This window comes from Microbacterium sp. UBA837, from assembly GCF_002296025.1.
Lineage (GTDB): Bacteria > Actinomycetota > Actinomycetes > Actinomycetales > Microbacteriaceae > Microbacterium.
Map to the genome: position 1 here is coordinate 22,337 of NZ_DBHD01000131.1, position 22,324 is coordinate 44,660.

The 22,324-nt window shown below is 67.4% G+C and carries 22 protein-coding genes; 5 read left to right on the forward strand and 17 right to left on the reverse strand.

The window, feature by feature from the left end; all coding sequences use genetic code 11:
- Nucleotides 1–12 precede the first annotated feature (12 nt).
- From rpsN to B3587_RS09780, 4 genes are all read right to left on the reverse strand, one after another.
- Nucleotides 13–318, reverse strand: a complete 306-nt coding sequence (gene rpsN, locus B3587_RS09765; RefSeq protein ID WP_228179499.1) for a 30S ribosomal protein S14 — start codon at nt 316–318, stop codon at nt 13–15.
- 3 nt (nt 319–321) lie between these two features.
- A complete protein-coding gene (rpmG, locus tag B3587_RS09770; RefSeq protein ID WP_005051772.1) occupies nt 322–492 on the reverse strand; it encodes a 50S ribosomal protein L33 in 171 nt (56 codons plus the stop codon).
- Nucleotides 492–728 (reverse strand): 50S ribosomal protein L28, encoded by a 237-nt coding sequence (rpmB, locus tag B3587_RS09775; protein ID WP_228179498.1) that lies wholly within the window; start codon nt 726–728, stop codon nt 492–494. Before rpmB ends, rpmG begins: the two co-directional genes overlap by 1 nt.
- A 227-nt stretch (nt 729–955) precedes the next feature.
- Nucleotides 956–2,035: a transaldolase family protein gene (locus B3587_RS09780; RefSeq protein ID WP_292728198.1), complete on the reverse strand. Its 1,080-nt coding sequence runs from the start codon at nt 2,033–2,035 to the stop codon at nt 956–958.
- 154 nt (nt 2,036–2,189) lie between these two features.
- On the opposite strand from B3587_RS09780, the gene B3587_RS09785 reads away from it, so the two are divergent.
- Nucleotides 2,190–2,951 carry a GntR family transcriptional regulator gene (locus B3587_RS09785; RefSeq protein ID WP_292728200.1) on the forward strand — a complete coding sequence of 254 codons (762 nt, stop codon included), beginning with the start codon at nt 2,190–2,192 and terminating at the stop codon, nt 2,949–2,951.
- Between the two features lie 73 nt (nt 2,952–3,024).
- Here B3587_RS09785 and B3587_RS09790 read toward each other — a convergent pair whose 3' ends face one another.
- The 10 genes from B3587_RS09790 to B3587_RS09835 form a co-directional block, all read right to left on the reverse strand.
- Entirely contained in the window at nt 3,025–3,891 is an 867-nt protein-coding gene (locus B3587_RS09790) for a sugar phosphate isomerase/epimerase family protein (RefSeq protein WP_292728202.1), read from the reverse strand.
- A gap of 35 nt (nt 3,892–3,926) precedes the next feature.
- Nucleotides 3,927–4,937, reverse strand: a complete 1,011-nt coding sequence (locus B3587_RS09795; protein WP_292728204.1) for a Gfo/Idh/MocA family protein — start codon at nt 4,935–4,937, stop codon at nt 3,927–3,929.
- Nucleotides 4,938–4,968: 31 nt separating this feature from the next.
- Nucleotides 4,969–6,882: a 3D-(3,5/4)-trihydroxycyclohexane-1,2-dione acylhydrolase (decyclizing) gene (gene iolD, locus B3587_RS09800; protein ID WP_292728206.1), complete on the reverse strand. Its 1,914-nt coding sequence runs from the start codon at nt 6,880–6,882 to the stop codon at nt 4,969–4,971.
- Nucleotides 6,882–7,802, reverse strand: a complete 921-nt coding sequence (iolB, locus tag B3587_RS09805; protein ID WP_292728226.1) for a 5-deoxy-glucuronate isomerase — start codon at nt 7,800–7,802, stop codon at nt 6,882–6,884. The genes iolD and iolB overlap by 1 nt, the downstream gene beginning before the upstream one ends.
- Before the next feature lie 65 nt (nt 7,803–7,867).
- Nucleotides 7,868–9,421, reverse strand: coding sequence for a CoA-acylating methylmalonate-semialdehyde dehydrogenase (locus B3587_RS09810; protein WP_292728207.1), 1,554 nt, complete (start codon nt 9,419–9,421; stop codon nt 7,868–7,870).
- Between the two features lie 28 nt (nt 9,422–9,449).
- Complete coding sequence (locus tag B3587_RS09815; protein ID WP_414683132.1) at nt 9,450–10,358, reverse strand: Cgl0159 family (beta/alpha)8-fold protein; 909 nt, start codon at nt 10,356–10,358, stop codon at nt 9,450–9,452.
- On the reverse strand, nt 10,345–11,316 hold the full coding sequence (gene iolC, locus B3587_RS09820; RefSeq protein WP_292728208.1) for a 5-dehydro-2-deoxygluconokinase: 972 nt from the start codon (nt 11,314–11,316) through the stop codon (nt 10,345–10,347). Before iolC ends, B3587_RS09815 begins: the two co-directional genes overlap by 14 nt.
- A 121-nt stretch (nt 11,317–11,437) precedes the next feature.
- The gene (locus B3587_RS09825) at nt 11,438–12,238 is read right to left on the reverse strand and encodes an ATP-binding cassette domain-containing protein (protein ID WP_292728209.1); all 801 of its coding nucleotides are present in this window, start codon (nt 12,236–12,238) and stop codon (nt 11,438–11,440) included.
- Nucleotide 12,239: 1 nt separating this feature from the next.
- Nucleotides 12,240–13,334: an ABC transporter permease gene (locus B3587_RS09830; RefSeq protein WP_292728210.1), complete on the reverse strand. Its 1,095-nt coding sequence runs from the start codon at nt 13,332–13,334 to the stop codon at nt 12,240–12,242.
- A 93-nt stretch (nt 13,335–13,427) separates the two neighbouring features.
- On the reverse strand, nt 13,428–14,492 hold the full coding sequence (locus tag B3587_RS09835; RefSeq protein WP_292728211.1) for a substrate-binding domain-containing protein: 1,065 nt from the start codon (nt 14,490–14,492) through the stop codon (nt 13,428–13,430).
- Between the two features lie 140 nt (nt 14,493–14,632).
- Here B3587_RS09835 and B3587_RS09840 point away from each other — a divergent pair, with 140 nt between their 5' ends.
- The 4 genes from B3587_RS09840 (at nt 14,633) to B3587_RS09855 (ending at nt 19,494) form a co-directional block, all read left to right on the forward strand.
- Nucleotides 14,633–16,039, forward strand: a complete 1,407-nt coding sequence (locus B3587_RS09840; RefSeq protein WP_292728213.1) for an MFS transporter — start codon at nt 14,633–14,635, stop codon at nt 16,037–16,039.
- 73 nt (nt 16,040–16,112) lie between these two features.
- On the forward strand, nt 16,113–17,144 hold the full coding sequence (locus B3587_RS09845) for a Gfo/Idh/MocA family oxidoreductase (RefSeq protein WP_348681115.1): 1,032 nt from the start codon (nt 16,113–16,115) through the stop codon (nt 17,142–17,144).
- A 131-nt stretch (nt 17,145–17,275) separates the two neighbouring features.
- The gene (locus B3587_RS09850) at nt 17,276–18,460 is read left to right on the forward strand and encodes a Gfo/Idh/MocA family protein (protein WP_292728215.1); all 1,185 of its coding nucleotides are present in this window, start codon (nt 17,276–17,278) and stop codon (nt 18,458–18,460) included.
- A 17-nt stretch (nt 18,461–18,477) separates the two neighbouring features.
- Nucleotides 18,478–19,494 carry a sugar phosphate isomerase/epimerase family protein gene (locus B3587_RS09855; protein ID WP_292728217.1) on the forward strand — a complete coding sequence of 339 codons (1,017 nt, stop codon included), beginning with the start codon at nt 18,478–18,480 and terminating at the stop codon, nt 19,492–19,494.
- A gap of 26 nt (nt 19,495–19,520) precedes the next feature.
- Here B3587_RS09855 and B3587_RS09860 read toward each other — a convergent pair whose 3' ends face one another.
- From B3587_RS09860 to B3587_RS09870, 3 genes are all read right to left on the reverse strand, one after another.
- Nucleotides 19,521–20,180, reverse strand: coding sequence for a DNA-3-methyladenine glycosylase (locus tag B3587_RS09860; protein ID WP_414683133.1), 660 nt, complete (start codon nt 20,178–20,180; stop codon nt 19,521–19,523).
- Entirely contained in the window at nt 20,125–21,687 is a 1,563-nt protein-coding gene (locus B3587_RS09865) for an Ig-like domain-containing protein (RefSeq protein ID WP_292728219.1), read from the reverse strand. The genes B3587_RS09860 and B3587_RS09865 overlap by 56 nt, the downstream gene beginning before the upstream one ends.
- The coding region (locus B3587_RS09870; RefSeq protein ID WP_292728220.1) for a TIGR03943 family putative permease subunit at nt 21,677–22,324 on the reverse strand (648 nt) is incomplete at its 5' end. The genes B3587_RS09865 and B3587_RS09870, both read right to left, overlap by 11 nt.

Sequence of the window (22,324 nt, forward strand, 5' to 3'; positions counted from 1 at the left end):
TCGCGGGCTGGCTTACCAGCTCGATTTGGTCACACCGGGCAGCTCGCCACGGTGGGCCATGTCGCGGAAACGCACACGCGAGATGCCGAACTTGGTCAGCACGCCGCGGGGGCGACCGTCGATCGCGTCACGGCTGCGCAGACGCACCGGCGACGCGTTGCGGGGAAGCTTCTGCAGGCCGACGCGAGCGGCTTCGCGCTGCTCGTCGGTCGCGTTCGGGTCCACGAGCTGCTTCTTGAGCTCGAGGCGCTTGGCGGCGTAGCGGTCCACGACCTCCTGGCGCTGCTTGTTGCGCGCGATCTTGCTCTTCTTAGCCATGGATCAGCGCTCCTCTCGGAATTCGACGTGCTTGCGGATGACCGGGTCGTACTTCTTGAGAACGATGCGGTCAGGGTTGTTGCGGCGGTTCTTGCGCGTCACGTAGGTGTACCCCGTGCCGGCGGTCGAGCGCAGCTTGATGATCGGACGAACGTCCTGAGCCTTCTTCGCCATTAGAGCTTCACACCCTTCGCGATGAGGTCCTTCACAACCGACTCGATGCCGCGCGCGTCGATCACCTTGATGCCCTTGGCGGACACGTTCAGGGTGACCTTACGACCGAGCGAGGGCACGTAGTAGGTCTTCTTCTGCACGTTCGGGTCGAAGCGGCGCTTCGTCCGGCGGTGCGAGTGCGAGATGTTGTGACCGAAGCCGGGAACCGCTCCAGTCACCTGGCACACTGCAGCCATGGTGATGTCTCCTTCTGTACCGTGACACCGGACGGTGCCACCCAAGATCCCTTGTCTGCATCTCGTTCCATACGTCGACACCGCCCGGAACACCGGTCGTTGAGCGAACGAAGGGAGACGAAACGCGAACTGCGTGCTGGAGTGCGCGCAGACAAAGATTCAGTTTAGCACGGCGCTGCCCCCAGCCCGTCGGCGCGGGGTCGGGGACGGCGTGATCGACGTGCAGGTCAGACCGGCGGCAGAAGGATGTCGCGCACGATGTGGTCGAGCTGCTCGTCGGCGTCCAGGAACTGCCGCAGTGTGCGCACCGTCGCCCCGAACGTGTCGAACTCCTCCGGGGTCATCCCATCGACCTCGTAGGCGCGGACGAACTCGGGCACCTGAGCGATGAGGGTTTCGATGATCTGAGGGTCGACCGGAACCGAGATGCGGTCCTCCGCATAGATCCCGTTCTCGTTGATCCGGGCCTGCCAGTCGAACGGCGGCGAAACGACGAGATCGCCGCCCTGCAGCTCGGACCAATGCATGTGGTTGCGGAATGCCGCCGAGAGGACCCGCGACCGGAACCCGCGCTCCTGGAAGACCGCATACGTCTTCTTGAGCGCTGCGACGCCGGCCCACTCGAGGTATCCGGGATCCACGAGGATCCGGTTCTTCTGGGTCCAGGCCTTGAGCCAGTCATCCAGGCGTCCACCCATGATCGTGACGACAGAACCGAACTCGCGCTCGGGCAGACCCTCGGCTGCGCGACGGTCGAGTCCGCGTTCGATCGCCTCTGCAGCGGCGACTGCCTGCGGCACCGTGAAGGACACGGTGACGTTGATGCTCACGCCTCGATAGGTCGCCTCCTCGATCGCCCGCAGGCCCACGGAGGTCGCCGGGATCTTGACGATGATGTTCTCGGCGAGCGAGCTGAAGTGGACGGCCTGAGCGACCAGGGCGTCCGCGTCTCGGTGGAGGCGAGGGTCGGTCTGGATCGACAGGCGGCCGTTGCGACCCCCGCTGGCATCGAACGCCGGCTTCAAGAGTGCGGCCGCGTGGATCGACAGCTCCTCGACGACCTTCCACCCCAGCTCCGACTCGGATGCCGTCGGGTACTCGCGCGCAAGCTCGGCGATGCGGGGAGCCCACTTGGGAAGGTCCGCTTTGACTGCGGCGAGCGCGATCACCGGGTTGCACGTCGCCCCGACGGCGCCGAAATCGATCGACTGCTCGAGCTCGCGAGGATCGGCGGAGTCGTTCCACAGCACGGTGACGAACTGCTCCGTTGCAGCGCGAAGTGGCAGGTTGTCGGTGGTCACGGTCATCGTGCCCTCCCAAAGGTCGGAATGTAAGGACATACCGATGTTAGTCGTTCAGGATGCCTGGAGGAAGACCCAGATAACCAGACACCTGCTGACAAATCGGCCCTCGTGTACAGTTGTGCAGACAAACTGATGTCAGCGTTGATCCGGAGTGTCCATGCCCCAGGCCGAGCATCCGCTTCCCCAGGACTTCTTCCTCGATCTCGATCGATCCAGTCCGATCCCGCTGTACTTCCAGATTGCCACCAAGCTTGAGGCGGCGATCTCCGACGGAACGTTGCCCGCCGGGGCGCGTCTGGAGAACGAGATCTCTCTCGGTCAGCGGTTCGGACTCTCTCGGCCGACCATGCGCCGCGCCATCCAGGAGCTCGTCGACAAAGGACTGCTCGTTCGTCGCCGGGGCATCGGGACGCAGGTCGTGCACGGGCAGGTCACCCGCAACGTCGAGTTGACGAGCCTCTACGAAGATCTTGCCCGCAGCGGGCAGAAGCCGCTGACGCGGCTCATCCGCTATGAGCTCGGCGAAGCGGACGAACAGCTCGCCGCCGTGCTCGGGGTGCCGGTCGGCGACCGCGTCCTGCACGTGACGCGGCTTCGGCTTGCCGACGGTGTGCCGCTGGCCGTCATGGACAACACCCTCCCGCGCGATTTCAGTGACATCACGGCCGAGGACCTGGAGAAGCACGGTCTGTATCAGCTCTTGCGCACTCGGGGTGTCACGATCCGTGTGGCCAAGCAGCGCATCGGCGCACGAGCCGCGACGGCCAAGGAGAGCGAGCTTCTGCAGGTGCCCCGTCACGGCGCCCTCCTGACGATGGCACGGACGGCCTTCGACAGCTCCGGCCGCGCCGTCGAGCACGGCGAGCACTGCTACTCCCCCGATCTCTACTCATTCGAGATCACCCTCGTCGATCGCTGAGAACCAGGGCCCGCACGGACCGAAGCGGCCCGCGCACACGCACGGACCGCCTCTGCTGTGGATACGTCGCGGATCAGCCGATGAGTTCGCGCAGCTTTGCCAGCTGGAAGGCCGACACCTCGTCGGCGCGCTCGTCCTCGGCGAAGACGTTGGACACGATGAGCGCGTCCTCACGATCGAGATAGCCGATCGCCCGAAGGGTGTCGAACAGCTCGGTCCAGTCGACGTCTCCGTCCCCGATGGCCAGGTGCTGATGCACGCGGGCCGCGTTGCCGGGCGGGTTCGAGATGTAGCGCAGGCCGTGCGAGCGGGTGTGGTCGAAGGTGTCCGCCGTGTACACAGCGCCCAGCCGGTCGCCGATCTCGGGAAGGAGAGTCGCGGCGCGATCGCCGTAGTGGAAGGTGTGGGACGCCACATACACGAACCCGACGGCCGACGAGTTGAGCCCGCGCAGCACACGCCAGGCCTCGAGGCCGTCCTCGACGAAGTCGTCCGGGTGGGGATCGACGTTCAGACGCAGACCCTCTGACTCGATGACCGGAAGGAGCTCCTCCATCGACCGGTAGAAGGCGGCCTCCGACTCCTCCGAGCGCTCGGGCCGGCCGGAGAACTCCGTGTTGATCACGGGGATCTCCAGCTCCACGGCGAGCTGGATCATGCGTCGGAAGTTGCGGACCGCGGCCTCGCGCTGCGGCTCGTCCGGCCACGAGATCCGCTGCACGGGGAGGATGGCGGGAATCGCCACCCCGGCGTCGGAGGCAGCCTTCTTCAGCTTCGCCACCAGCGCGTCATCGGCCTTGGGGTACCGGAAGAACGGTGTGAAGTCGACATGCGGAGTGAGCTGTAGGAACTCGTAGCCGAGTCGAGCTGCGACCTCGGGGAACTCGAGCAGACCGAAATCGTGATGGTAGGGCGTGGGGTCGAGCGCGATGCGGACCATGTATCTCTCGTCTCTGTGTCTCTCGTCTTTGGGAGTCAGGCGTAGAAGGCCGGACGGGGGTCGTTGGGAACGGTGATGATGCCGCCGTCGAGTGCCTGCACTCCGGCCTCGCACGCCAGTGCGACGCGGTAGCCGTCCCACGCGTTGGGCCCGTCGACAAGCACACCGTCGTGGATCGCATCGACCCACTGCTGGAGCTGACGGTCATACGCGGGCGCGAAACGCGTGGCGAAGGAGGTGTGATCGCCGATGCGGAACTCCCCGTCCTTCCAACGCTGGAGACCCGATGGTTGACCGATCCGCGCGAGCCCGGCCTCGAAGACGGCTTCGGTGCCGACCTGGTAGCCGAACTGCGTGCTCACGTTCATCTCGACATCCACCAGGATGCCGTTCTCGAGCTCCATGAGCACGAGGATGGGCTCGCGGAGGTGGGCCGGGGTCAGCGAGTTGCGCCGCGGGTACTTGACCTCGACCGACACGACAGGACTGCCCGCAAGCCACGGCACGATGTCGAACTCGTGGACGACGGAGTCGTTGATCAGCATCTGCTGCGTATACGAGTCGGGCACCGCGGGGTTGCGGTGCACACAACGCAGCATCAGAAGCTCACCGGAGTCCCGCGAGGCGATCAGGTCGCGCAGGGCACCGTACTCGGCGTCGAAGCGTCGCATGAACCCCACCTGGATGTGGGGGCGGTCCAGCGTCTGCTCCAGGTCCATCACCCGTCGCGCCGATTGCGAGTCCGGAGTCAGCGGCTTCTCACAGAGGATCGGCAACCCGGCCTCGAGCGCCGGCACCAGGACTGCCTCGTGGAAGCGTCCAGGAGTCGCCACCAGGACGGCATCCACCGCGTCTTGCGCGATCGCGTCCTCGATCGAGGCGAAGGCGGCGCTGCCGGGTGCGTCCGCTGTCGCAGCCACGGCCCGAGCGGTGTCCGGCTCGATGACCGCGGAGACCACGGCACCGCTGATGCGCGTGGAGATGCGCTGGATGTGGTCCGCGCCCATGAGGCCGGCGCCGACGACTCCGATTCGAAGGTCGCTCATCGTTGTTCTTCTTTCTGGGGTTGGGTCCGCCTCAGCCGAGGAGCGGCTTCTGGTGCGCCTGCTGCTCGAGGTACTCGGCGCGCGCCGACTGCGTGGCGGCCAGCGTCGAGACCTCGGGGACCGGAACGTCCCACCAGCCGGCGCCGTCGGGCGCGTAGATGAGGGGATCGCTGTTGATGTGGATGAAGGTCGACCGGTCGGATGCCTTCGCCGTCGCCATCGCGGCCGCAAGGTCGTCGATCGCCGACGGACCGGGCTCGATCTCGATGACATCGAGCCCGTAGCTGCGCGCGTTCATGGCGAGATCGACAGGGAGGATCTGGTCGCCCTGGAAATTGCGGGCAGTCTCGTCGTAGGTGCGGTACCAGGTTCCGAAGCGCTCCGACCCGACGGTCTCCGACAGATGACCGATCGAGGCGTATCCGTGGTTCTGGATGAGCACGACGATGAGCTTGATGCCCTCTGCGACGGCAGTGACCAGCTCGGTGCTGAGCATGAGATACGAGCCGTCACCGACCATGACGATCACGTCGCGGTCGTCACCGTCGGCGAGCAGGCCGCGCTTGGCCCCCAGGCCGCCGGCGATCTCGTAGCCCATGCAGGAGTACGCGTATTCGACGTGATATCCCAGCGGATCGCGCACACGCCAGAGCTTGTGCAGATCCCCCGGGAGAGATCCAGCGGCCTGGACGATGACGTCTTCGGGAGCACTCGCTGCCTGCACGGTGCCGATGATCTCCGGCTGGCCCGGCAGCGCCAACCCCGAGGGGGCGAATGCGTCGTCGACGAGCGCATCCCACTGCGCCTTGTGCGCAGCGATGGTCTGTGCGTAGTCCGCGGAGACCTCGAAACCTTCGAGTTCGATGATCAGCTCGGCGAGCGCTTCGCGAGCATCCGCGATCACCGGCAGCTGTGAGCCGTGCTTGTAGGCATCGAAGGAGGCGACATTGATGTTCACGAACACGACGTCCGGGTTCTGGAACGCGGTGCGCGATGCGGTCGTGAAGTCGCTGTACCGGGTCCCGATGCCGATGATGACGTCGGCTTCGGCCGCCAGCCTGTTGGCCGCGAGCGTGCCGGTCGCGCCGACGCCGCCGAGGTACTGCGGGTGGTCCCAGTCCAGCACTCCGCCGCCGGCCTGCGAGGTGCCCACGGGAATCCCGGTCGACTCGACGAGCTCTCGCAGCTGGTCCTCGGCGCTCGAGTAGAGCACGCCGCCGCCCGCGACGATGAAGGGCTTGCGCGCCGCTCTGATCGCCGCGACCGCGCGAGCGAGGGCCGCGCGCTCGGGCAGGGGGCGACGGATGTGCCATTCGCGGTCCTGCAGGAATTCCACGGGAACGTCCATGGCCTCGGCCTGGACGTCCTCGGGAAGGGCGATGGTCACGGCACCGGTCTCCGCCGGGTCGGTCAGAACGCGCATCGCGTTGAAGGCGATGGAGAAGAGCTGCTCCGGACGCTGCACCCGGTCGAAGAACTTGGACAGGGGTCGGAACGCATCGTTCACGGTCAGACCGATGTCCCAGGGCTGCTCCAGCTGCTGGAGGACGGGGTCGGCGACGCGCGTTGCGAAGGTGTCGCTGGGCAACAGCAGCGCGGGAAGTCGGTTGGTCGTCGCCAGGGCCGCACCGGTGAGGAGGTTGGTCGCGCCGGGACCCACAGATGCGGCAGAGGCGAACGTGCCGCGGCGCCGATGCATGCGGGCATAGCCCACGGACTGGTGGACCATGGCCTGCTCGTTGCGCGCCTGGTAGTAGGGCATGAGGTCGGGCTGCTCGACGTTGGCCTGCTTGAGCGCCTGGCCGATTCCCGCCACGTTGCCGTGGCCGAAGATCCCGAACATTCCGGGGATCGTCCGCTCGCGGATGTCGCCGTCGACCGTCCACTGGTGGCCCAGGAACTCGACGAGCGCCTGGCTGACCGTCATCCGTCGTGTGGCACCCATCAGTGCTGCTCCTTCGAGTCGGTGGTGTAGGGAAGTCGGGCATCGACGCCCTGGGTCTCCCAGGTGTCCCGGACCCACGCGTGCGCGGGGTCGTCGCTGATGAGCCAGATCCGTTCCTCATCGGGCCCGGCCATCACATTGAGGTAGTAGAGGTCGTAGCCGGGGGCCGCAACGGCCGGCCCGTGGTAGCCGTAGGGGACGAGGGCGACATCGCCGGTTCGCACCATCGCATTGATGTCGATGTCCCCCGCGGGTGAGGAGTACGTACTGAACAGGCCGAAGGAGGCATCCGTGGGGGCCGCGACCACGCTGCCGCGGGTCGGCGCCGTTTCGAAGTAGTAGATCTCCTCGAGGCGCGACTCGTGACCCGGGTCGTGCTCGTCGTGCTTGTGCGGCGGATAGGACGACCAGTTGTCGGCGGGGGTGATGACCTCGCAGACGATCAGGCGCGCGGCATCCAGTGCCTGCGGGGTACCGAAGTTGTGCACCTGCCGGCTCGATGCTCCGGCGCCGCGGAGCTCGACCGGGGTGTCGGATGCCGGGATGTAGCGCGTGGGGCGCCGCTCGGCGGTCGGCGAGGTCGCGATCGCCACCCGCCCCTGGCCCCGGAGGGATCCGCTCGTTCCGGCGCCGAGGTAGAGCACGTCGGTGGGGCCGTCGAACACCGACGCGCGGCCAGCAAGGGTCGTCGTCGTCGAGCCCTCGTCATCGCGGTGCGTGACCTCGAACGACCCCGACAGCGGAACCACGATGCGCTCGACGTCGAGCTCGGTCAGCGCGAGTTCGACTCCGTCCGCCAGCTCGGCCACACGCAGCCCGGTGTGCGCCCACCCCGGGGTGGATCTGTCGACGACGCTCTCCCAGCCGTCGCGGGCGAGCTGTCCCCGCCGGTGGAACCAGCGCTGGTCGGTGGCGCTCATCATCGTGCCTTCTCGAAGAGGGACGCCGCAGCCCGGTCTGTCAGCGGGCCGCGGCGTCCGGTCGGTCAGTTGTTCTGCGGGAACCCGAGGTTGATGCCGCCGTGGGTCGCCGGGTCCAGCCAGCGGCTCGTGATCGCCTTCTCACGCGTGAAGAAGTCGAATCCGTGAACTCCGTAGGCCTTCGCGTCGCCGAACAGAGACGCCTTCCACCCGCCGAACGAGTGGTAGGCCACGGGGACGGGGATCGGGACGTTGATGCCGATCATTCCCACCTGGACCTCGTTCTGGAACCGGCGTGCGGCACCTCCGTCGTTGGTAAAGATCGCAGTTCCGTTGCCGAACGCGCCGGAGTTGATGAGTTCGACGCCCTCCTGGTAGCTCTCCACCCGGACGATCTCGAGCACGGGCCCGAAGATCTCCTCCTGGTAGGCACGCGAGGTCGTGGGGATCTTGTCGATCAGGGTCGGACCGAACCAGAAGCCGTCCTCGTGACCGTCGACCGTGAATCCGCGACCGTCGACGACGATCGTCGCGCCGTCGGCCTCGGCGATGTCGACATACGAGGAGACCTTGTCACGGTGCACACCGGTGATGAGGGGACCCATGTCCGGCTCGCCGTTCGCACCGCCGGCACCGTTGCCGATGCGCAGGCGCCCGATCCGCTCGGCGATCTTCTCGATGAGCTCATCGGCGATCGGCTCCACGGCGAGCACGACCGAGATCGCCATGCAGCGCTCACCGGCGGCGCCGTACCCGGCGTTGATGGCCTGGTCGGCCACCAGGTCGAGGTCGGCATCCGGAAGCACGAGCATGTGGTTCTTCGCCCCACCCAGAGCCTGCACCCGCTTGCCGTTGCGTGCGGCGGTCTCGTAGATGTACTGAGCGATCGGGGTCGAGCCGACGAACGAGATCGACTGCACCACCGGGCTGTTCAAGAGCCCGTCGACGGCGAGCTTGTCACCCTGCAGGACGGTGAAGACGCCGTCGGGGAGCCCGGCTTCCTTCCACAGCTGCGCAAGCCACAGCGATGCGGAGGGGTCCTTCTCGCTGGGCTTGACGACCACCGAGTTGCCGGCGGCGATCGCGATGGGGAAGAACCACATCGGCACCATCGCGGGGAAGTTGAACGGCGAGATGATCCCGACGACGCCCAGGGGCTGCTTGAGCGAGTAGACGTCGATGCCTGTGGACGCGTTCTCGGAATAGGCGCCCTTGATCAGGTGGGGGAAGCCCGTGGCGAGTTCGACGACTTCCTGACCGCGCAGGATCTCGCCCATCGCGTCCGAGAGCACCTTGCCGTGCTCCGCGGTGATGATGGCGGCCAGCTCGGTCTTGCGGGCGTTCAGCAGCTCACGGAACGCGAACAGCACGGTCTGGCGCTTGGCGATCGAGTACGAGCTCCACAGCTCGAAACCGCGCTGCGCGGAGGCGATCGCCTCGTCGATCTCGGCCTGGTCGGCCAGCGCGACGCGAGCACTCTCGCGGCCGGTCGCCGGGTTGAACACGGGGGCGGTGCGCCCACTGTGCGATTCGCGGATCGCACCGTCGATCCAGTGCGAGAGCACGGGCAGAGTGCCCGCGGATGCGTCTGCAGCCGGGGCTTCTGTAACGTTGGTCATGATGATTCCTTCGCTTGTCGAGGTCTGATCAGTTGCCGTGGACCAGTGCGGCTGCGGCATCGACCGCGGCGGTCACGTCGCCATCGGCCGGGTAGAGCAAGGTACGTCCGACGACGAGTCCGTGCACCCCCGGCAGGGCGAGGGCACGCGACCACGCGGCGAACGTCTCGTGAGGTTCGCCGCCATTGTCTCCGCCGAGGAGCAGGGTGGGGAGGGTGGCGGCTTCCATCACGCGCTCCATCTCCGCCACAACGGGGAGCTTGAGCCAGCTGTAGGCCGACGTGCCGCCCAGGCCGGACGCGATCGCCACCGAAGTGATGACCGCTTCGGTGGACAGATCGTTGACGATCCGGTCGCCGTCCCACTCGCTCATGAACGGTTCGAGCATGATCGGCAGCTCGGCCCGTGCGGCTGCGGTGACCGCACGCGCGGTCTCCTCCAGCGTGTTGGCCGTCCCGGGGTCCTTCAGGTTGATGCGGACGAGGAGCTTCGCAGCATCCAGCCCTGCGGCGCGCATCGAATCCACGTCGTACCCCGTGTACCGGTCGTCCATCTCGAACACGGCCCCGCGCAGGCCGCCCCGGTTCATCGATCCGACCGCGACCTTGCCCTCGAGCAGTCCGAGGATCGCGAGGTCCTCGATGATGTCCGGGGTACCGAGCACACCGTCCACACCGGGACGGGAGAGGGCGATGGCGAGGCGGCGCAGCAGGTCGTAGCGGTTGGCCATGGCCATGCCGTTTCGTCCCACCCCGAGCGCGCCGCGGGCGGGGTGGTCGGCGGCGATGATGAACAGCCGCCCGTCGCCGGTCACGAGCCGACGGCGGGACCGTTCGGCCATCAGCGTCGGGATCGTCGCCGGCTGCGAATGGCGGATGCTGCGGAGGCGATCGAGCGCCTCTGCGGGCAGAGTATCGAGGGTTTCAGACAGAGACATGCGATACCTCCGCGAGAACTGCTTCGACTTCATCGGAGGTCGGCATCGCCGTGGAGCACTCGCGCCGGGTGGCGACGATCGCGCCCGCGATGTTCGCGAAGCGGATCACGCGCTTGAGCGGCCAGTTTTGGAGGAGGCCGTAGCACAGCGCTCCGCCGAAGCCGTCGCCGGCGCCGAGACCGTTGATCACCTCGACGGGATAAGGCTCCACCTCGACGCTCTCGGATCGGGTCTTCGCCAGCACGCCCCGCGGGCCCTGCTTGACGACGGCCAGCTCGACGCCTCGTTCGAGGAGGGCGTCGGCTGCGCGGTGCGGGTCGCTCTCGCCGACGGCGACCTCGCACTCCTCCCGGTTGCCGACGGCGACGGTGACCTTGCAGAGCGCCTTCTCGACTTCGCGCGTCGCGGCCTCGGCCGACGGCCAGAACATCGGCCGGTAGTCGAGGTCGAGGATCGTCAGCGGCGCCCGACCCCGCGCCTCCCAGGCAGTGTGGTGCGCCGTGCGGCTGGGGTCTTTGGACAGGCCCGTGACGGTCGCCCAGAACACTCTTGCGCGGCTGATCGCGTCAAGGTCGAGGTTGTCGTTGGTGAGCACCAGGTCCGGCGCGATCGGCGTCCGGTAGAAGTAGAGCGGGAAGTTGTCAGGCGGAAAGATCTCGCAGAACGTGACCGGGGTGTTCAGGTCCGGCACGGTCGCCACGAACCGGTCGTCGACCCCGAGCCGCGTGAGCTCGCGGTGTGCGAAACGTCCGAACGGGTCGTCCCCGGTCGCCGTGATCACCGCCGTCCGCAGTCCGTGGCGGGCCGCGGCGATCGCGACATTGGTCGCGCTGCCACCGAGGTACTTGCCGAAGGTCTCGACATCCTCGAGTCCCACTCCGTCTTGCAGCGGGTAGACATCGATGCCGATCCGCCCGATCGTCACGACGTCGTAGCGGCTATCGGGCGTCGTCGCCATTGCTCGCTCTTCTCTCTCGTGAAGGACTTTGTCCTGTCATATGAACATTATAGGGGAGTGTGTCCGGGAAGGAAAGAGGGGCGGGAGCGCGGCAGCGCATCCCCGCCCCTCTTTCGGCCGCTTACTTGGTGCGGATGGGGCCGGTCAGTTCGGCCAGCTCAGCCTCGAGTTCGGCCATGGCCTCGCCACCGGCCATGAGGTCGGTGATCTGCTCGCGCGTGCGCTCGCCCTTGCGGAAGTCGTCGGCCTTCTTCCCGTGGATGAGCACCGCGAAACGATCTCCCACGGCCATCGCGTGAGTGACGTTGTGCGTGACGAACACGACCGCGATACCCTGCGCTCGCGCATGCATGATCAGACGCAGCACGTGGGTGGACTGCTTGACACCCAGGGCCGAGGTTGGCTCATCGAGGATGAGGACCCGCGCACCGAAGTACACGGCGCGGGCGATGGCCAGAGACTGGCGCTCACCACCCGAAAGGCTGCCCGCGAGGCGGTCGCCGTCGGTCACGCGCGTGATGCCCAGCTTCTGCATCTCGGTGACGGTGATCTCGCCCGCCTTCTTGCGGTCGAAGTACTTGAACGGCCACGGGCCCTTGGTCGGCTCCTGACCGACGAAGAAGTTCCGCGAGATGGACATCAGGGGGAAGGTTCCCCCGTATTGGTGCACCGTGGCGATACCGAGCGCGGATGCGTCCTTCGGGCTTTCGAAGACGGTCGGCACCCCCTCGACTTCGACGGTTCCGGACGAGGGCTTGTGCACACCTGACAAGGTCTTGATCAGGGTCGACTTTCCGGCACCGTTGTCGCCGAGCAGGCAGAGCACTTCGCCGGGGTTGACCTCGATCGAGATGTCCGTCAGGGCATAGTTGCCGCCGAACTGCTTGGAGACCTGTGCGAGCTTGAGAAGCGGCGTGGTCATGTCAGGCTCCCTTCTTCTTTGTCTTGGTCGCTCCACCCGAAAGCGCGAGTCGACGGAAGGTGTTGTTCATGAGCACGGCGGCCAGGAGCAGGATGCCGAGGATGAGCGAGGCCCAGTCCGAGTTCCAGCCGGTGTAGTAGATGCCCTGGTTCACGATCGCGAATGTCATCGTTCCGAAGACCACGCCGACCACCGAGCCGTAGCCGCCGGTGAGGAGCACGCCACCGACGACGACAGCGATGATCGAGTTGAACAGGAACGAGACGCCCGCGCCCGTCGCGGCACCGTTGTAGAGCATGGTCTGGATGATGCCGACCAGGGCCGCACCGATGCTCGTGGCCATGAAGAGGGAGACCTTGACTCGGGGGACGGGGATACCGGCGGCGCGAGCGCTCACGGCGTCGCCACCGATGGCGAAGATCCAGTTGCCGTACTTGCTCATCTGGAGGATCCATGCCACAACCAGTGCTGCACCGATCGCCCAGAAGATCGCGACTTCGAACTGTCCATTGATCAAGGTTCCGAAGATGGCCTTGAAGAAGGGATCCGGCGTGAGCGGGATGCTCGTGCTTCCCGAGATCACCCGCGCGAGGCCGAGAGTCAAGCCCGCGAGCGCGAACTGCATGGCCAGAGTGACGATGAACGAAGGAACGTTGGTGCGAGCGACCAGGATGCCATTGACAAACCCGACGAGAGCGCCGACGGCCAGCGCTGCGAGAATCCCGACGATCTGGGGGAGGCCGAATGTCCCCGAGACGATCGCGAGGGTCACGGAACTCGCAGCGACGACGGATCCGACCGACAGGTCGAACTCGCCGGAGATCATGAGGAGAGCGACCGGGAGCGCGACCAGGGCGAGTTCCGCACCGACATTCAGCCAACTGGCGAACCCGCCGGAGCTCAAGAAGGTCTCGCCACCGAAGATGGCGAAGAAGACGAAGACGAGCACCGTACCGAACAGTGCGCCCGTCTCGGGGCGACGAACGAGATCAGAGAAGGATCGCTGCGACTTGACGCCGATCACCGGCGCAGCCGATGTCGCCGGCGACACGGCCGCGCGAGTGCGAGGGCTTCCTTCGGGAGCTTTGGTGGACATGTAACGCGCTTTCTGTGTCGTGCGTGCCCGGGATTGCTCCCGGAGTGGAGATGGGGTGGCGCGAAGAGTGTTCCCCGCGCCACCCCATGTGGGTCAGCGAACGCCGAGCTCGACGCCCTTCTCGGCCGTCGCGACGTTGCTCTCGTCGATGAGCGCCGGACCGGTCAGGAACGGGTCGACCGCGAGCTGGATGCCGTAGGCGGCCAGCTGGAAGGCTGCCGAGACACCGTAGAAGCCCTGCGAGTAGCCCTGCTGGTCGATCGCGAACAACTGCGTGCCGTCCGAGATGCGCTTGAGCGACTCGGCGTCGAAGTTCTGACCGCCGAGGAACACCTTGCCGGTGAGGCCGGCCTGGTCGATGCCGCTTGCGGCCGCGTTGGTGTCGGCCTGACCGGGCGTGAAGATCGCGTCGATCGTCGGGTCCTCGAGCAGGGCGCCCTTGATGGCCTGGGCCACCGCGGTCGGGTCACCGAACTGCGAGGTCGGCAGTGCGAGCTGCGTGTACTTCGTGCCGCCGGGGGTGGCACCGTCCTCGACACCCTGGCAACGGGCGTCGGCGTTGGTGGTCCCGGGAAGCGTGTTGACACACACCGCGTGCTTTGCTCCGGCCTCGGCGAAGGTCTCACCGGCGAGCTTGCCCGACTCGTAGTCGTCCGAGCCGATGTAGCCCTCAGCTCCGACAGCCTCGACCTGGTCGATGCCGGTGTTGTAGAGGAACACCGGGATGCCCTTGGCGGTGATCGCCTTGATCGCGTCGTTCTGTGCGTCGGGCACCCAGTCGGGGATGACCGCCGCGCTGGGGTTCAGGGAGAGGATGTTCTGCACGAGCTTCGCCGCGTCAGCGTTGAAGTTCTCGTAGTTGGGCATCGCAAGGAAGGTGACGGAGCCACCTGCAGCCTCGACGGCCTTCGCGGCGGCCTCGCCACCGTTCTTCACCGTCGACCAGAACGGGTCGTCCGTTGCGCCGCCCATGACGACGACGGAGATGCCGTCGGCGCCCCCACCACCGTTGGTGGTGTCTGTCGGGTCAGGGTTCGAGCCGCCACCGGTGCAGCCGGCGAGGGTGAGGGTTGCGATCCCCACCGCGGCGAGCGCGGCCAGGGCCTTGCCGCGGCGCTTCGGGTGAGCGGCGACGGATGTGAGCAGCGAGGACTTCATCCCGCGACTCCCTTCATTGTTGAGCCGCGAACGTCGCGGCGGATCGGCTTTGATCACCGTCATCGTGCAATATGTCCGTACATACGGACAACCGCTTGTCTGTTCCGTTACCTTATCGTTACTTTCCGGAAGGAGCGTCTGTGATCCCGCCGACCCGCTTTTCCCGCGGTCTGGCGCTGCTCGCGGCCGGGGCGTTCTTCATGGAGAGCATCGATGCCACGATCCTTCAGACGGCCCTGCCGGCCATCGCATCCGAGCTCGGCGTCACTGCCGTCGGAGCAAGTGTGACGATCGTCGCATACCTCCTGGTGGTCGCAATAGCCCTCCCGGCGACCGGCTGGCTGGGCGACAGACTCGGCGTCCGAGTGGTGTTCCTCCTTGCGGTCGCGATCTTCACCATCGGCTCGCTCGGATGTGCACTGTCGGGCGACCTCATCGCCCTCACAACGTGGCGCATCGTGCAGGGCTTCGGCGGCGCGCTCATGATCCCGGTCGGCCGCACCGCGGTGCTGCGAACGGCACGCCCCGCCGAACTGCTCGAAGCCGTGGCCTACCTGACCTGGCCCGGCCTGATCGCTCCCGTGATCGCCCCGGCGATCGGCGGGGTCCTGACCGATACGGTCGGGTGGCGCTGGATCTTCCTGCTGAACATCCCGCTCGGCGTCGCGGCGATCCTCATCGGCCTGAAGGTCGTGCCACGCAGTGCGGATGATGCTTCCCGCACGCGCTTCGACTGGTGGGGATTCGCCTGGATCGGCGCCGCTCTCGTGCTGATCACCCTCGGCGCCGAGGGCATCGCCACCCGGGCGGCTCCGCTCGGCGTCGCGCTCGCTGCCCTCGCGATCGGCATCACGGCCGGGGCCTACGCGGTCCGCTCGACTGCGGCGCGCGCAGGCGCCCTGCTGGATTGGACCCTGATGAGGTCGGCGACCTTCCGAGTGGCCAACCTCAGCGGGGCGGTCTACCGGATGACGATCACGGCCGTTCCCCTCATCGTCACCCTGCAGTATCAGCTCGCCTTCGGCTGGGAGGCCTGGGCTGCGGGATTGGCCGTCGCCGCGATCTTCGCCGGGAACGTGGGGATCAAGCCCTTCACGACGCGGCTCATCCGGCGGTGGGGCTTCCGGCGCCTGCTCACGTGGTCCGTGGCGCTCGGCGCCCTCGCGCTGATCGGTCTGGCGGGGGTCGACGCGGGAACCTCCATCGTCGTGATCGTCATCCTTCTCACGATGAGCGGGGTGTTCCGCTCGTCGGGTTTCACCGCGTACGCCACCATCCAGTTCACCGACGTGCCACCCGAGCGCCTGGCCGCGGCCAACACCCTCTCGTCCACTCTGCAGCAGGTGGCGACGGTGCTCGGAGTCGCCTGGGCCGCGCTGCTGGTCCACGGCGGCGCCGTCGCCTCAGCCGCCCTCGGAGTCGACGACGTCTGGGCCTACCGCTTTGCGCTCGCGGCGACCGCGGCCTTGCTGCTCGTTCCGCTGTGGGGAGCGTGGCGGCTCCCCCGGGACGCCGGCCACGCCGCGATCGCACCCCGTCAGGGTTGACCGCGGGCAATTGTTCTGTCAATCTCGCTACTCGTTGTGATGATCCGGCACACCCCTCCTCGGAAGGACCCCCATGGCGATCCGCATCGGCCTCGTCGGCTACGGCGTCGGCGGGCGACTGTTCCACGCTCCCTACCTGCAGGCATCCGACCAGTGCGAGCTCGTCGGCGTCGTCGCACGCTCCTCCGAACGGATCGCGCAAGTCCATGAGGATCTGCCCGATGTGCCGGTCTTCTCATCGCTCGAAGACCTGGCCGACGCGGGCGTGGATGCCGTCGTGATCTCGACACCCCCGACCACTCGCCAGGCGCTCGTGCTCGAGGCTCTCGGCCTGGGGATGCACGTCGTCGCCGATAAGCCGTTCGCCCCCAGCGCCGCCGCAGCGCGCGAACTCGCCGACGCGGCGGATGCCGCCGGGCTGCTTCTGAACGTCTTCCACAACCGGCGACTCGACGCCGACATCGTCACCGCGAGGGGTGTCCTCGACTCCGGCATCCTCGGCGATCTCCGCCGGCTGGATCTGCGGTGCGACCAAGACGACCCGAGCACTCTCGAGGCCGGCGAGGGCGGAGGACTGCTCCGCGATCTCGGCAGCCACGTCGTCGATCAGGCTCTGTACCTGTGCGGACCGGCCCGTCGCGTTCACGCGATCCTCGATGTCGTCGAGTTGCCGGCGGGCGCGACAGACTGCGGCTTCGCCCTCACGATCGAGCACGCGAGTGGATGCCACTCGCACATCTCGTCCTCCAAGCTCGACCGACTCACCTCTCGTGAGATCCGACTGCATGGCACCGAGGGGTCGTACGTCTCGGAGTACACCGACGTGCAGGTGGACGCCATCCTGGCCGGAGCGCGACCGGCGGGTTCACGGGACACCTGGGGATTCGAGTCGCCCGAACGATGGGGGACCCTGCGCACGCGCGCAGGCGACACGCTCGTACCTTCGGCTCAAGGCGACTACACGGCCTACTACGACGGGTTCGCAGCGGCGGTCGGCGACGGAGGACGCGGGCCCGTCCCCGCGGAAGAGGGGATCGCCGTACTCGCGGTGCTGGATGCCGCGCGGGAGAGCGCCGCCCGGGGAGCCGTCGTCGACATCTCCTGAAGGGTCGTCAGCAAAAACACCTTTGACAGTACATTCGGTCAATTCTATAGTCGTCCTGGGATGCTCCGCCTGGGGCTTTCTCACCGCACCGGCGCCGTGAGGACGCCGGTTCTGACAACCCTGGAGAACCCATGAGCATCGGCGTCGCCGTCATCGGCGCCGGGATGGCAGGAAAGGCTCACGCCGCCGCCTACCGGACCGCACCCACGCTGTACGACAGCGTCCTTCCCCCTGTCCGGCTGGTCTCCATCGCGGATGTCTACGCACCGCTGGCAGAGTCGACGGCCGCGCGGTTCGGATACGAACGGTTCGACACCTCCTGGGAGGCGATCGTCGAGGCGGACGACATCGACGTCGTGTCGGTGGTCGTCGCCAACCGTCTCCACCGGGAGATCGTCGAGGCACTGCTGGCCGCCGGCAAGCACGTGCTGTGCGAGAAGCCCCTGTCGGACACGATCGAGGATGCCCGCGCCATGGTCGCGGCGGCCGAGAAAGCCTCGGCTCTGGGACGCATCGGCCTCACCTTCCGTCGTTCGCCGGGCATCGCGTCCATCCGCCGCCTCGTGCAGTCGGGACGTCTGGGTCGCCCGCTGAACATCAGCGCCAGCTACTGGGCCGACTACGGCTGCGACCCCGAAGGCCCGATCAGCTGGCGCTACAAGGGCCCGAACGGGTCCGGCGCGCTCGCCGACATCGGGAGCCACCTGTCTTATCTGACGGAGTTCGCCGTCGGCGCCGACATCACGTCCGTGCGCGGCGGAACGCTCAGCACGGTGTTCCCGACGCGACCGAAGCCACTCGGCACGGTCGTCGGCCATGAGGGCGGCGCCGTCAGCGAGGAGCGCGACACCGTCGAGAACGACGATGTGGCAACGTTCTCGGCGCAGTTCGAGAACGGCGCCACCGGAAACCTCCAGGTCTCGCGCGTCGCGGCCGGTCACCCCAACTCGCTCAGCTTCGAGGTCTTCTGCGAGAAGGGCGCCGCCCGGTTCGACTTCCGCAACCCGGGCCAGATCGAGATCTTCACGCCCGACGAAGACCCCGGAACCTCCGGTTACCGCACGGTCGTGCTCGGTCCCGCGCACCCGTATTGGCGCGGCGGCCTGCCCATGGATGCTCCGGGCGTCGGCATCGGCCAGAACGACGGATTCATCTTCCAGGCCCGAGCCTTCCTCGAAGAGGTCGCCGGCATCCCCGAGTCGGAGTCGCTGCCGCGCAATGCGGACTTCGCCGACGGACTTCGCAACATGCTCCTGCTCGACGCCGTCGCGCAGTCCGCAGCCCAGGGCGGCGCGACCGTCCCGGTCGGAATCTGAGAAAGGACACACCCACCATGCGACTCGGCATCTACAACGCGATCCTGCACGACCGCTCCCTCCCCGAGGCGATCAAGGTCGTCGCCGATCTGGGGCTGACCGGCCTCGAGATCAACACCGGCGGGTTCCTCCCCGCCACACACGTCCCCACGATGGACGACATCCTCGTCAGCGATGCTGCCCGGGACGACTTCCTCGGACTGTTCGAGGGAACCGGAGTCGGCATCGCCGGCCTGAACTGCAACGGCAACCCGCTGCATCCGAACCCCGTCATCGGCGACAAGCACGGCGAGGACGTCCGGCGCGCCATCCGTCTCGCGAATCGCCTCGGCCAGCACCGCGTCGTGACCATGTCGGGCCTTCCCGGTGGGGAGCCCGGCGCGACGCGCCCGAACTGGATCGTCAACGCCTGGAACTCCGCCGCGTTGGAGGTCCTCGACTACCAGTGGCAGATCGCTGCGGATTACTGGCGCGAGACCGACCGACTGGCCGCCGACCACGATGTGAAGGTGGCGCTCGAGCTGCACCCCCAGAACATCGTGTTCAACTCCGCTGATGTGTTCAAGCTCGTCGAACTGACCGGGGCGACCCACGTCGGCGTCGAGCTCGATGCCTCCCACCTGTTCTGGCAGCAGATGGACCCGGTCGCCGTCGTGCGCCACCTCGGTCCACTCGTCTTCCAGGCTGCTGCGAAGGACGTACGCATCAACACCGAGAACGCCGCGCTCTACGGTGTGCTCGACAACAGCTTCCGCAAGCTGTCGCCGGAGGAACCGCGTGTCAACCTCGGTGGCGACGAGTGGGCCAACGAGTGGCCGAAGAACTCTGCGTGGGACTTCGTCGCTCTCGGAAAGGGTCACGACGTCGCCTTCTGGACGGAGTTCCTCCGCGCGCTGCACGAGGTCGACCCCGACATCTACGTCAACATCGAGCACGAAGACACCGAGCTCGGCCGCATCGAGGGACTCGAGGTGGCCGCGGGAATCCTCAAGGCCGCGGATGCCGCACTCGAGGAGTCGCTGCAGGCCAGCTGATCTCATCCCTGACGCGCCCCGGAAGCTCACGCCTCCGGGGCGCGTTCGGCTGTGCGGGTGCCGAAAGCCTCAGGTCCAGCACCACGTCCCCAACGAAACGCCGAGACCGTCGGGTCGCCGGGGATCCAGAAGCGCCAGGGGAAGGCATCCGTTCCAGCGACCCCTGCGACGCCGACGCGCGGACCGCGTGCCACCAAGGTGACAGGAGCCTCACGCAGCATCAGAGTGGCGATCGCGCCCGCCTGCGGCACTCCGGTGATCGCGTCGATGCCGTCGTGCGCTGTCGAGGTGAGCCCGAGCGCCTGACCGAGCCGGCCCGGTCCACGTGCGAGATCACGTCCCGCGGGGGCCCTCCCGCTACGGGATCGACGCGCCGTCGCCACGTCGATGCCGTCGATGATCTCGCCCGCGCGCAGCAGCACTCCACCGGCCACGCCCTCGGGTGCGCACACGATGTTCACGCAGGCGTGGATGCCGTGGCTGAGGTAGACGTAGAGGTGACCCGGTTCGCCCCACATCGTGGCATTACGCGGGCTTCGGCCCGACCGCGCGTGAGAGCCGGGGTCGGGAACATCGCCAGTCCCGGCACCGTGGTAGGCCTCGACCTCGGTGAGTCGGGCGACGACGCGCTCACCGCCGGCCTCGACGACCAGATGGGCTCCGAGGAGTGTCGGTGCGACTTCCACCGGCAGGGCTGAGAGGTCGTCGCGCGTTGCCGGACGCAGACCGTCGGGAACCGTCACCGCCACGACACCGACTGTCGGCACCACGAGATCGACGAGCCAGCGAGCGCCACGAGTTCGCGAGCTTCCGAAGTCTCGTCCCGCGGCAGTTCGACGATGTGCGTCTCGACGGTCGCAGGAAGGGGCAGTTGGTAGGTGTCGTAGGGGTTGGATGCCAGGTCCGGCGCCACGAGCATCGCCGCATACTGACCGCTCGGCGACACGCAGGTCTGCAGGACAGCGTCGGTATCCGGCGCCGAGAACACCTCCTCGACGCCCCGGTGTCATCGACCAGGACGACGGATGTCGCACCGGTCGGCAGCCCGCTATCGGCGATCGGGAACGTCGTGCGCAGGGTCCCCCCGCGCGGGAGCGGCATGACGCTGCCGATCACCGCCGGGTCGGTGCCGACATCCAGCGGCGTCTCCTCGCCGGTCAGGAGGTCGAGTACAACGAGCCCATCGATGCGCTCGACGATCGCCTGAGCGGTTCCCGGAGCTATGCCATCGATCGCGAGCGCCGTACCGAGAGCGGTCGGAGCCGAGCCCTCGGGGTCGGTCAGCAACAGGTTTCCGTCGAAGGCGACCAGCAACACACTGTCGGTGTCGGGCACGAACGACCATTGCGCGACGCGCTCGTCGGCGCCCGCGACGACGACCTTCGCGGGCTCGGCGGTCGGGGTGTCGAGCGATGCCGTGTACAGCGCCGATTCGTCACCCGAACCCGTCCCGACCGTCGACGAGGTGAACAGGTATCCAATCCGATCGCCCCGGTCAGCGATCTGCAGATCAGCGATATATCCACTGCCCGGCAGTGTCAGTTCGACCGGGTTCTGCCCGTCGAGGTCGGTCACGATCAGCGCGCTTTCGCCGTCTTCATCGACGAGCACGACAAGGTGATCGCGGGTCGCACGGTAGTCCTCGATGCGCGGGTGGGCGAACACGGCTACGGCGGCTTCACCGGTGAGGTCGGTGCGGAAGATCGTGTCGCCATCGACAGTCCCGCGCTGCAGCAGGAACACCTCGCTCGGCGGGGTGGTGAACGTCTCGGTGATCGTGGATGACGGACCTTCCGACACTCCGGTCACCCCGTCGATCGTGACGGTGTACTCGGTGTCGGCATCGAGCGGAACCGTGAAGCGCACCCCGATGCTGCGACCCGAGGTGTCGATGTCGAACGGTGTTGCGGGGGTCACCGTGACAGAGGTCGGGTCGACGTCGGCGAGCGACTGCGAGGTCGTCACGATGAGCCGGGACCCGGATGCCGCGATGGCAGCTGACGGGTCGACCTGCACCGCGGTCACTCGCGGCCCCATGAGAACGGTGGCCGCGGCTCCGAGCGCGCCGACGAGCCCGATGGCCGCAGCGACCCCGACGAAGCCGAGGACGAATCCCCGCAGTCGTCGACGGGCAGCTCGCTGTCGGCGCGACGGCGCAGCCGAGTCGCGCCGACGGCCCGCGTCAGTACTCATACGGGTCCTCGGGCTCGGGTACGGTCTCGACCGAGTCGGCAGCGATGTGCAGCCGCCCGTCGGAGTCCGAGCGCACCGTGCCCGTCACGGTAGCCCACTCGCCCTCGGGCGCTGCCGTGCCGCCCCACGCGATCGGCACCGCGGCCAGTTGCGCGTCGATGACGCAGTGGGTGATGACGAACCGCGACAGCAGGAAGCCGGCCCCGGCATCGCCCGGGGAGACGAAACCGGTCAGAGTGACGGCGTCGCCGTCGAAGGATGCCGGGTCTGTCGCCGTCGCGAACACCGTCGCCCACTCGCCCACCCCGAAGGTCGCCGTATCGCCCGTGGATGCCAGGGTGACGACATCCCGGCCGCCGAACAGCACCGGCGTGGTCGAGGCGCTCGTCGAGGCGAACTGCGGCGACAGCGACGAGGGTGGCAGGGCGAGCGCGCCGACCACGACGGCACTGGCTATCACTCCTGCGACAACCGTGCCGGCCAGGGCGACCGGATGCCGCGCGTGGGCAAGCGCATTGCCCTGCTCGGTCCCCTCCGTCGCGGCGCGGCCGCGGTCGGCATCCGTGTGATGGGCCGAACCGGTGTCACCGTGATCGTGTCCGTGGTCGTTTTCGGCACCCAACGGCAGCGCGAAGGA

Coding starts and splice junctions, on each gene's coding strand:
- rpsN (WP_228179499.1), bottom strand. CDS start 318: ATGGCTAAGAAGAGCAAGATCGCGCGCAACAAGCAGCGCCAGGAGGTC.
- rpmG (WP_005051772.1), bottom strand. CDS start 492: ATGGCGAAGAAGGCTCAGGACGTTCGTCCGATCATCAAGCTGCGCTCG.
- rpmB (WP_228179498.1), bottom strand. CDS start 728: ATGGCTGCAGTGTGCCAGGTGACTGGAGCGGTTCCCGGCTTCGGTCAC.
- B3587_RS09780 (WP_292728198.1), bottom strand. CDS start 2,035: ATGACCGTGACCACCGACAACCTGCCACTTCGCGCTGCAACGGAGCAG.
- B3587_RS09785 (WP_292728200.1), top strand. CDS start 2,190: ATGCCCCAGGCCGAGCATCCGCTTCCCCAGGACTTCTTCCTCGATCTC.
- B3587_RS09790 (WP_292728202.1), bottom strand. CDS start 3,891: ATGGTCCGCATCGCGCTCGACCCCACGCCCTACCATCACGATTTCGGT.
- B3587_RS09795 (WP_292728204.1), bottom strand. CDS start 4,937: ATGAGCGACCTTCGAATCGGAGTCGTCGGCGCCGGCCTCATGGGCGCG.
- iolD (WP_292728206.1), bottom strand. CDS start 6,882: ATGGGTGCCACACGACGGATGACGGTCAGCCAGGCGCTCGTCGAGTTC.
- iolB (WP_292728226.1), bottom strand. CDS start 7,802: ATGAGCGCCACCGACCAGCGCTGGTTCCACCGGCGGGGACAGCTCGCC.
- B3587_RS09810 (WP_292728207.1), bottom strand. CDS start 9,421: ATGACCAACGTTACAGAAGCCCCGGCTGCAGACGCATCCGCGGGCACT.
- B3587_RS09815 (WP_414683132.1), bottom strand. CDS start 10,358: ATGTCTCTGTCTGAAACCCTCGATACTCTGCCCGCAGAGGCGCTCGAT.
- iolC (WP_292728208.1), bottom strand. CDS start 11,316: ATGGCGACGACGCCCGATAGCCGCTACGACGTCGTGACGATCGGGCGG.
- B3587_RS09825 (WP_292728209.1), bottom strand. CDS start 12,238: ATGACCACGCCGCTTCTCAAGCTCGCACAGGTCTCCAAGCAGTTCGGC.
- B3587_RS09830 (WP_292728210.1), bottom strand. CDS start 13,334: ATGTCCACCAAAGCTCCCGAAGGAAGCCCTCGCACTCGCGCGGCCGTG.
- B3587_RS09835 (WP_292728211.1), bottom strand. CDS start 14,492: ATGAAGTCCTCGCTGCTCACATCCGTCGCCGCTCACCCGAAGCGCCGC.
- B3587_RS09845 (WP_348681115.1), top strand. CDS start 16,113: ATGGCGATCCGCATCGGCCTCGTCGGCTACGGCGTCGGCGGGCGACTG.
- B3587_RS09850 (WP_292728215.1), top strand. CDS start 17,276: ATGAGCATCGGCGTCGCCGTCATCGGCGCCGGGATGGCAGGAAAGGCT.
- B3587_RS09855 (WP_292728217.1), top strand. CDS start 18,478: ATGCGACTCGGCATCTACAACGCGATCCTGCACGACCGCTCCCTCCCC.
- B3587_RS09865 (WP_292728219.1), bottom strand. CDS start 21,687: ATGAGTACTGACGCGGGCCGTCGGCGCGACTCGGCTGCGCCGTCGCGC.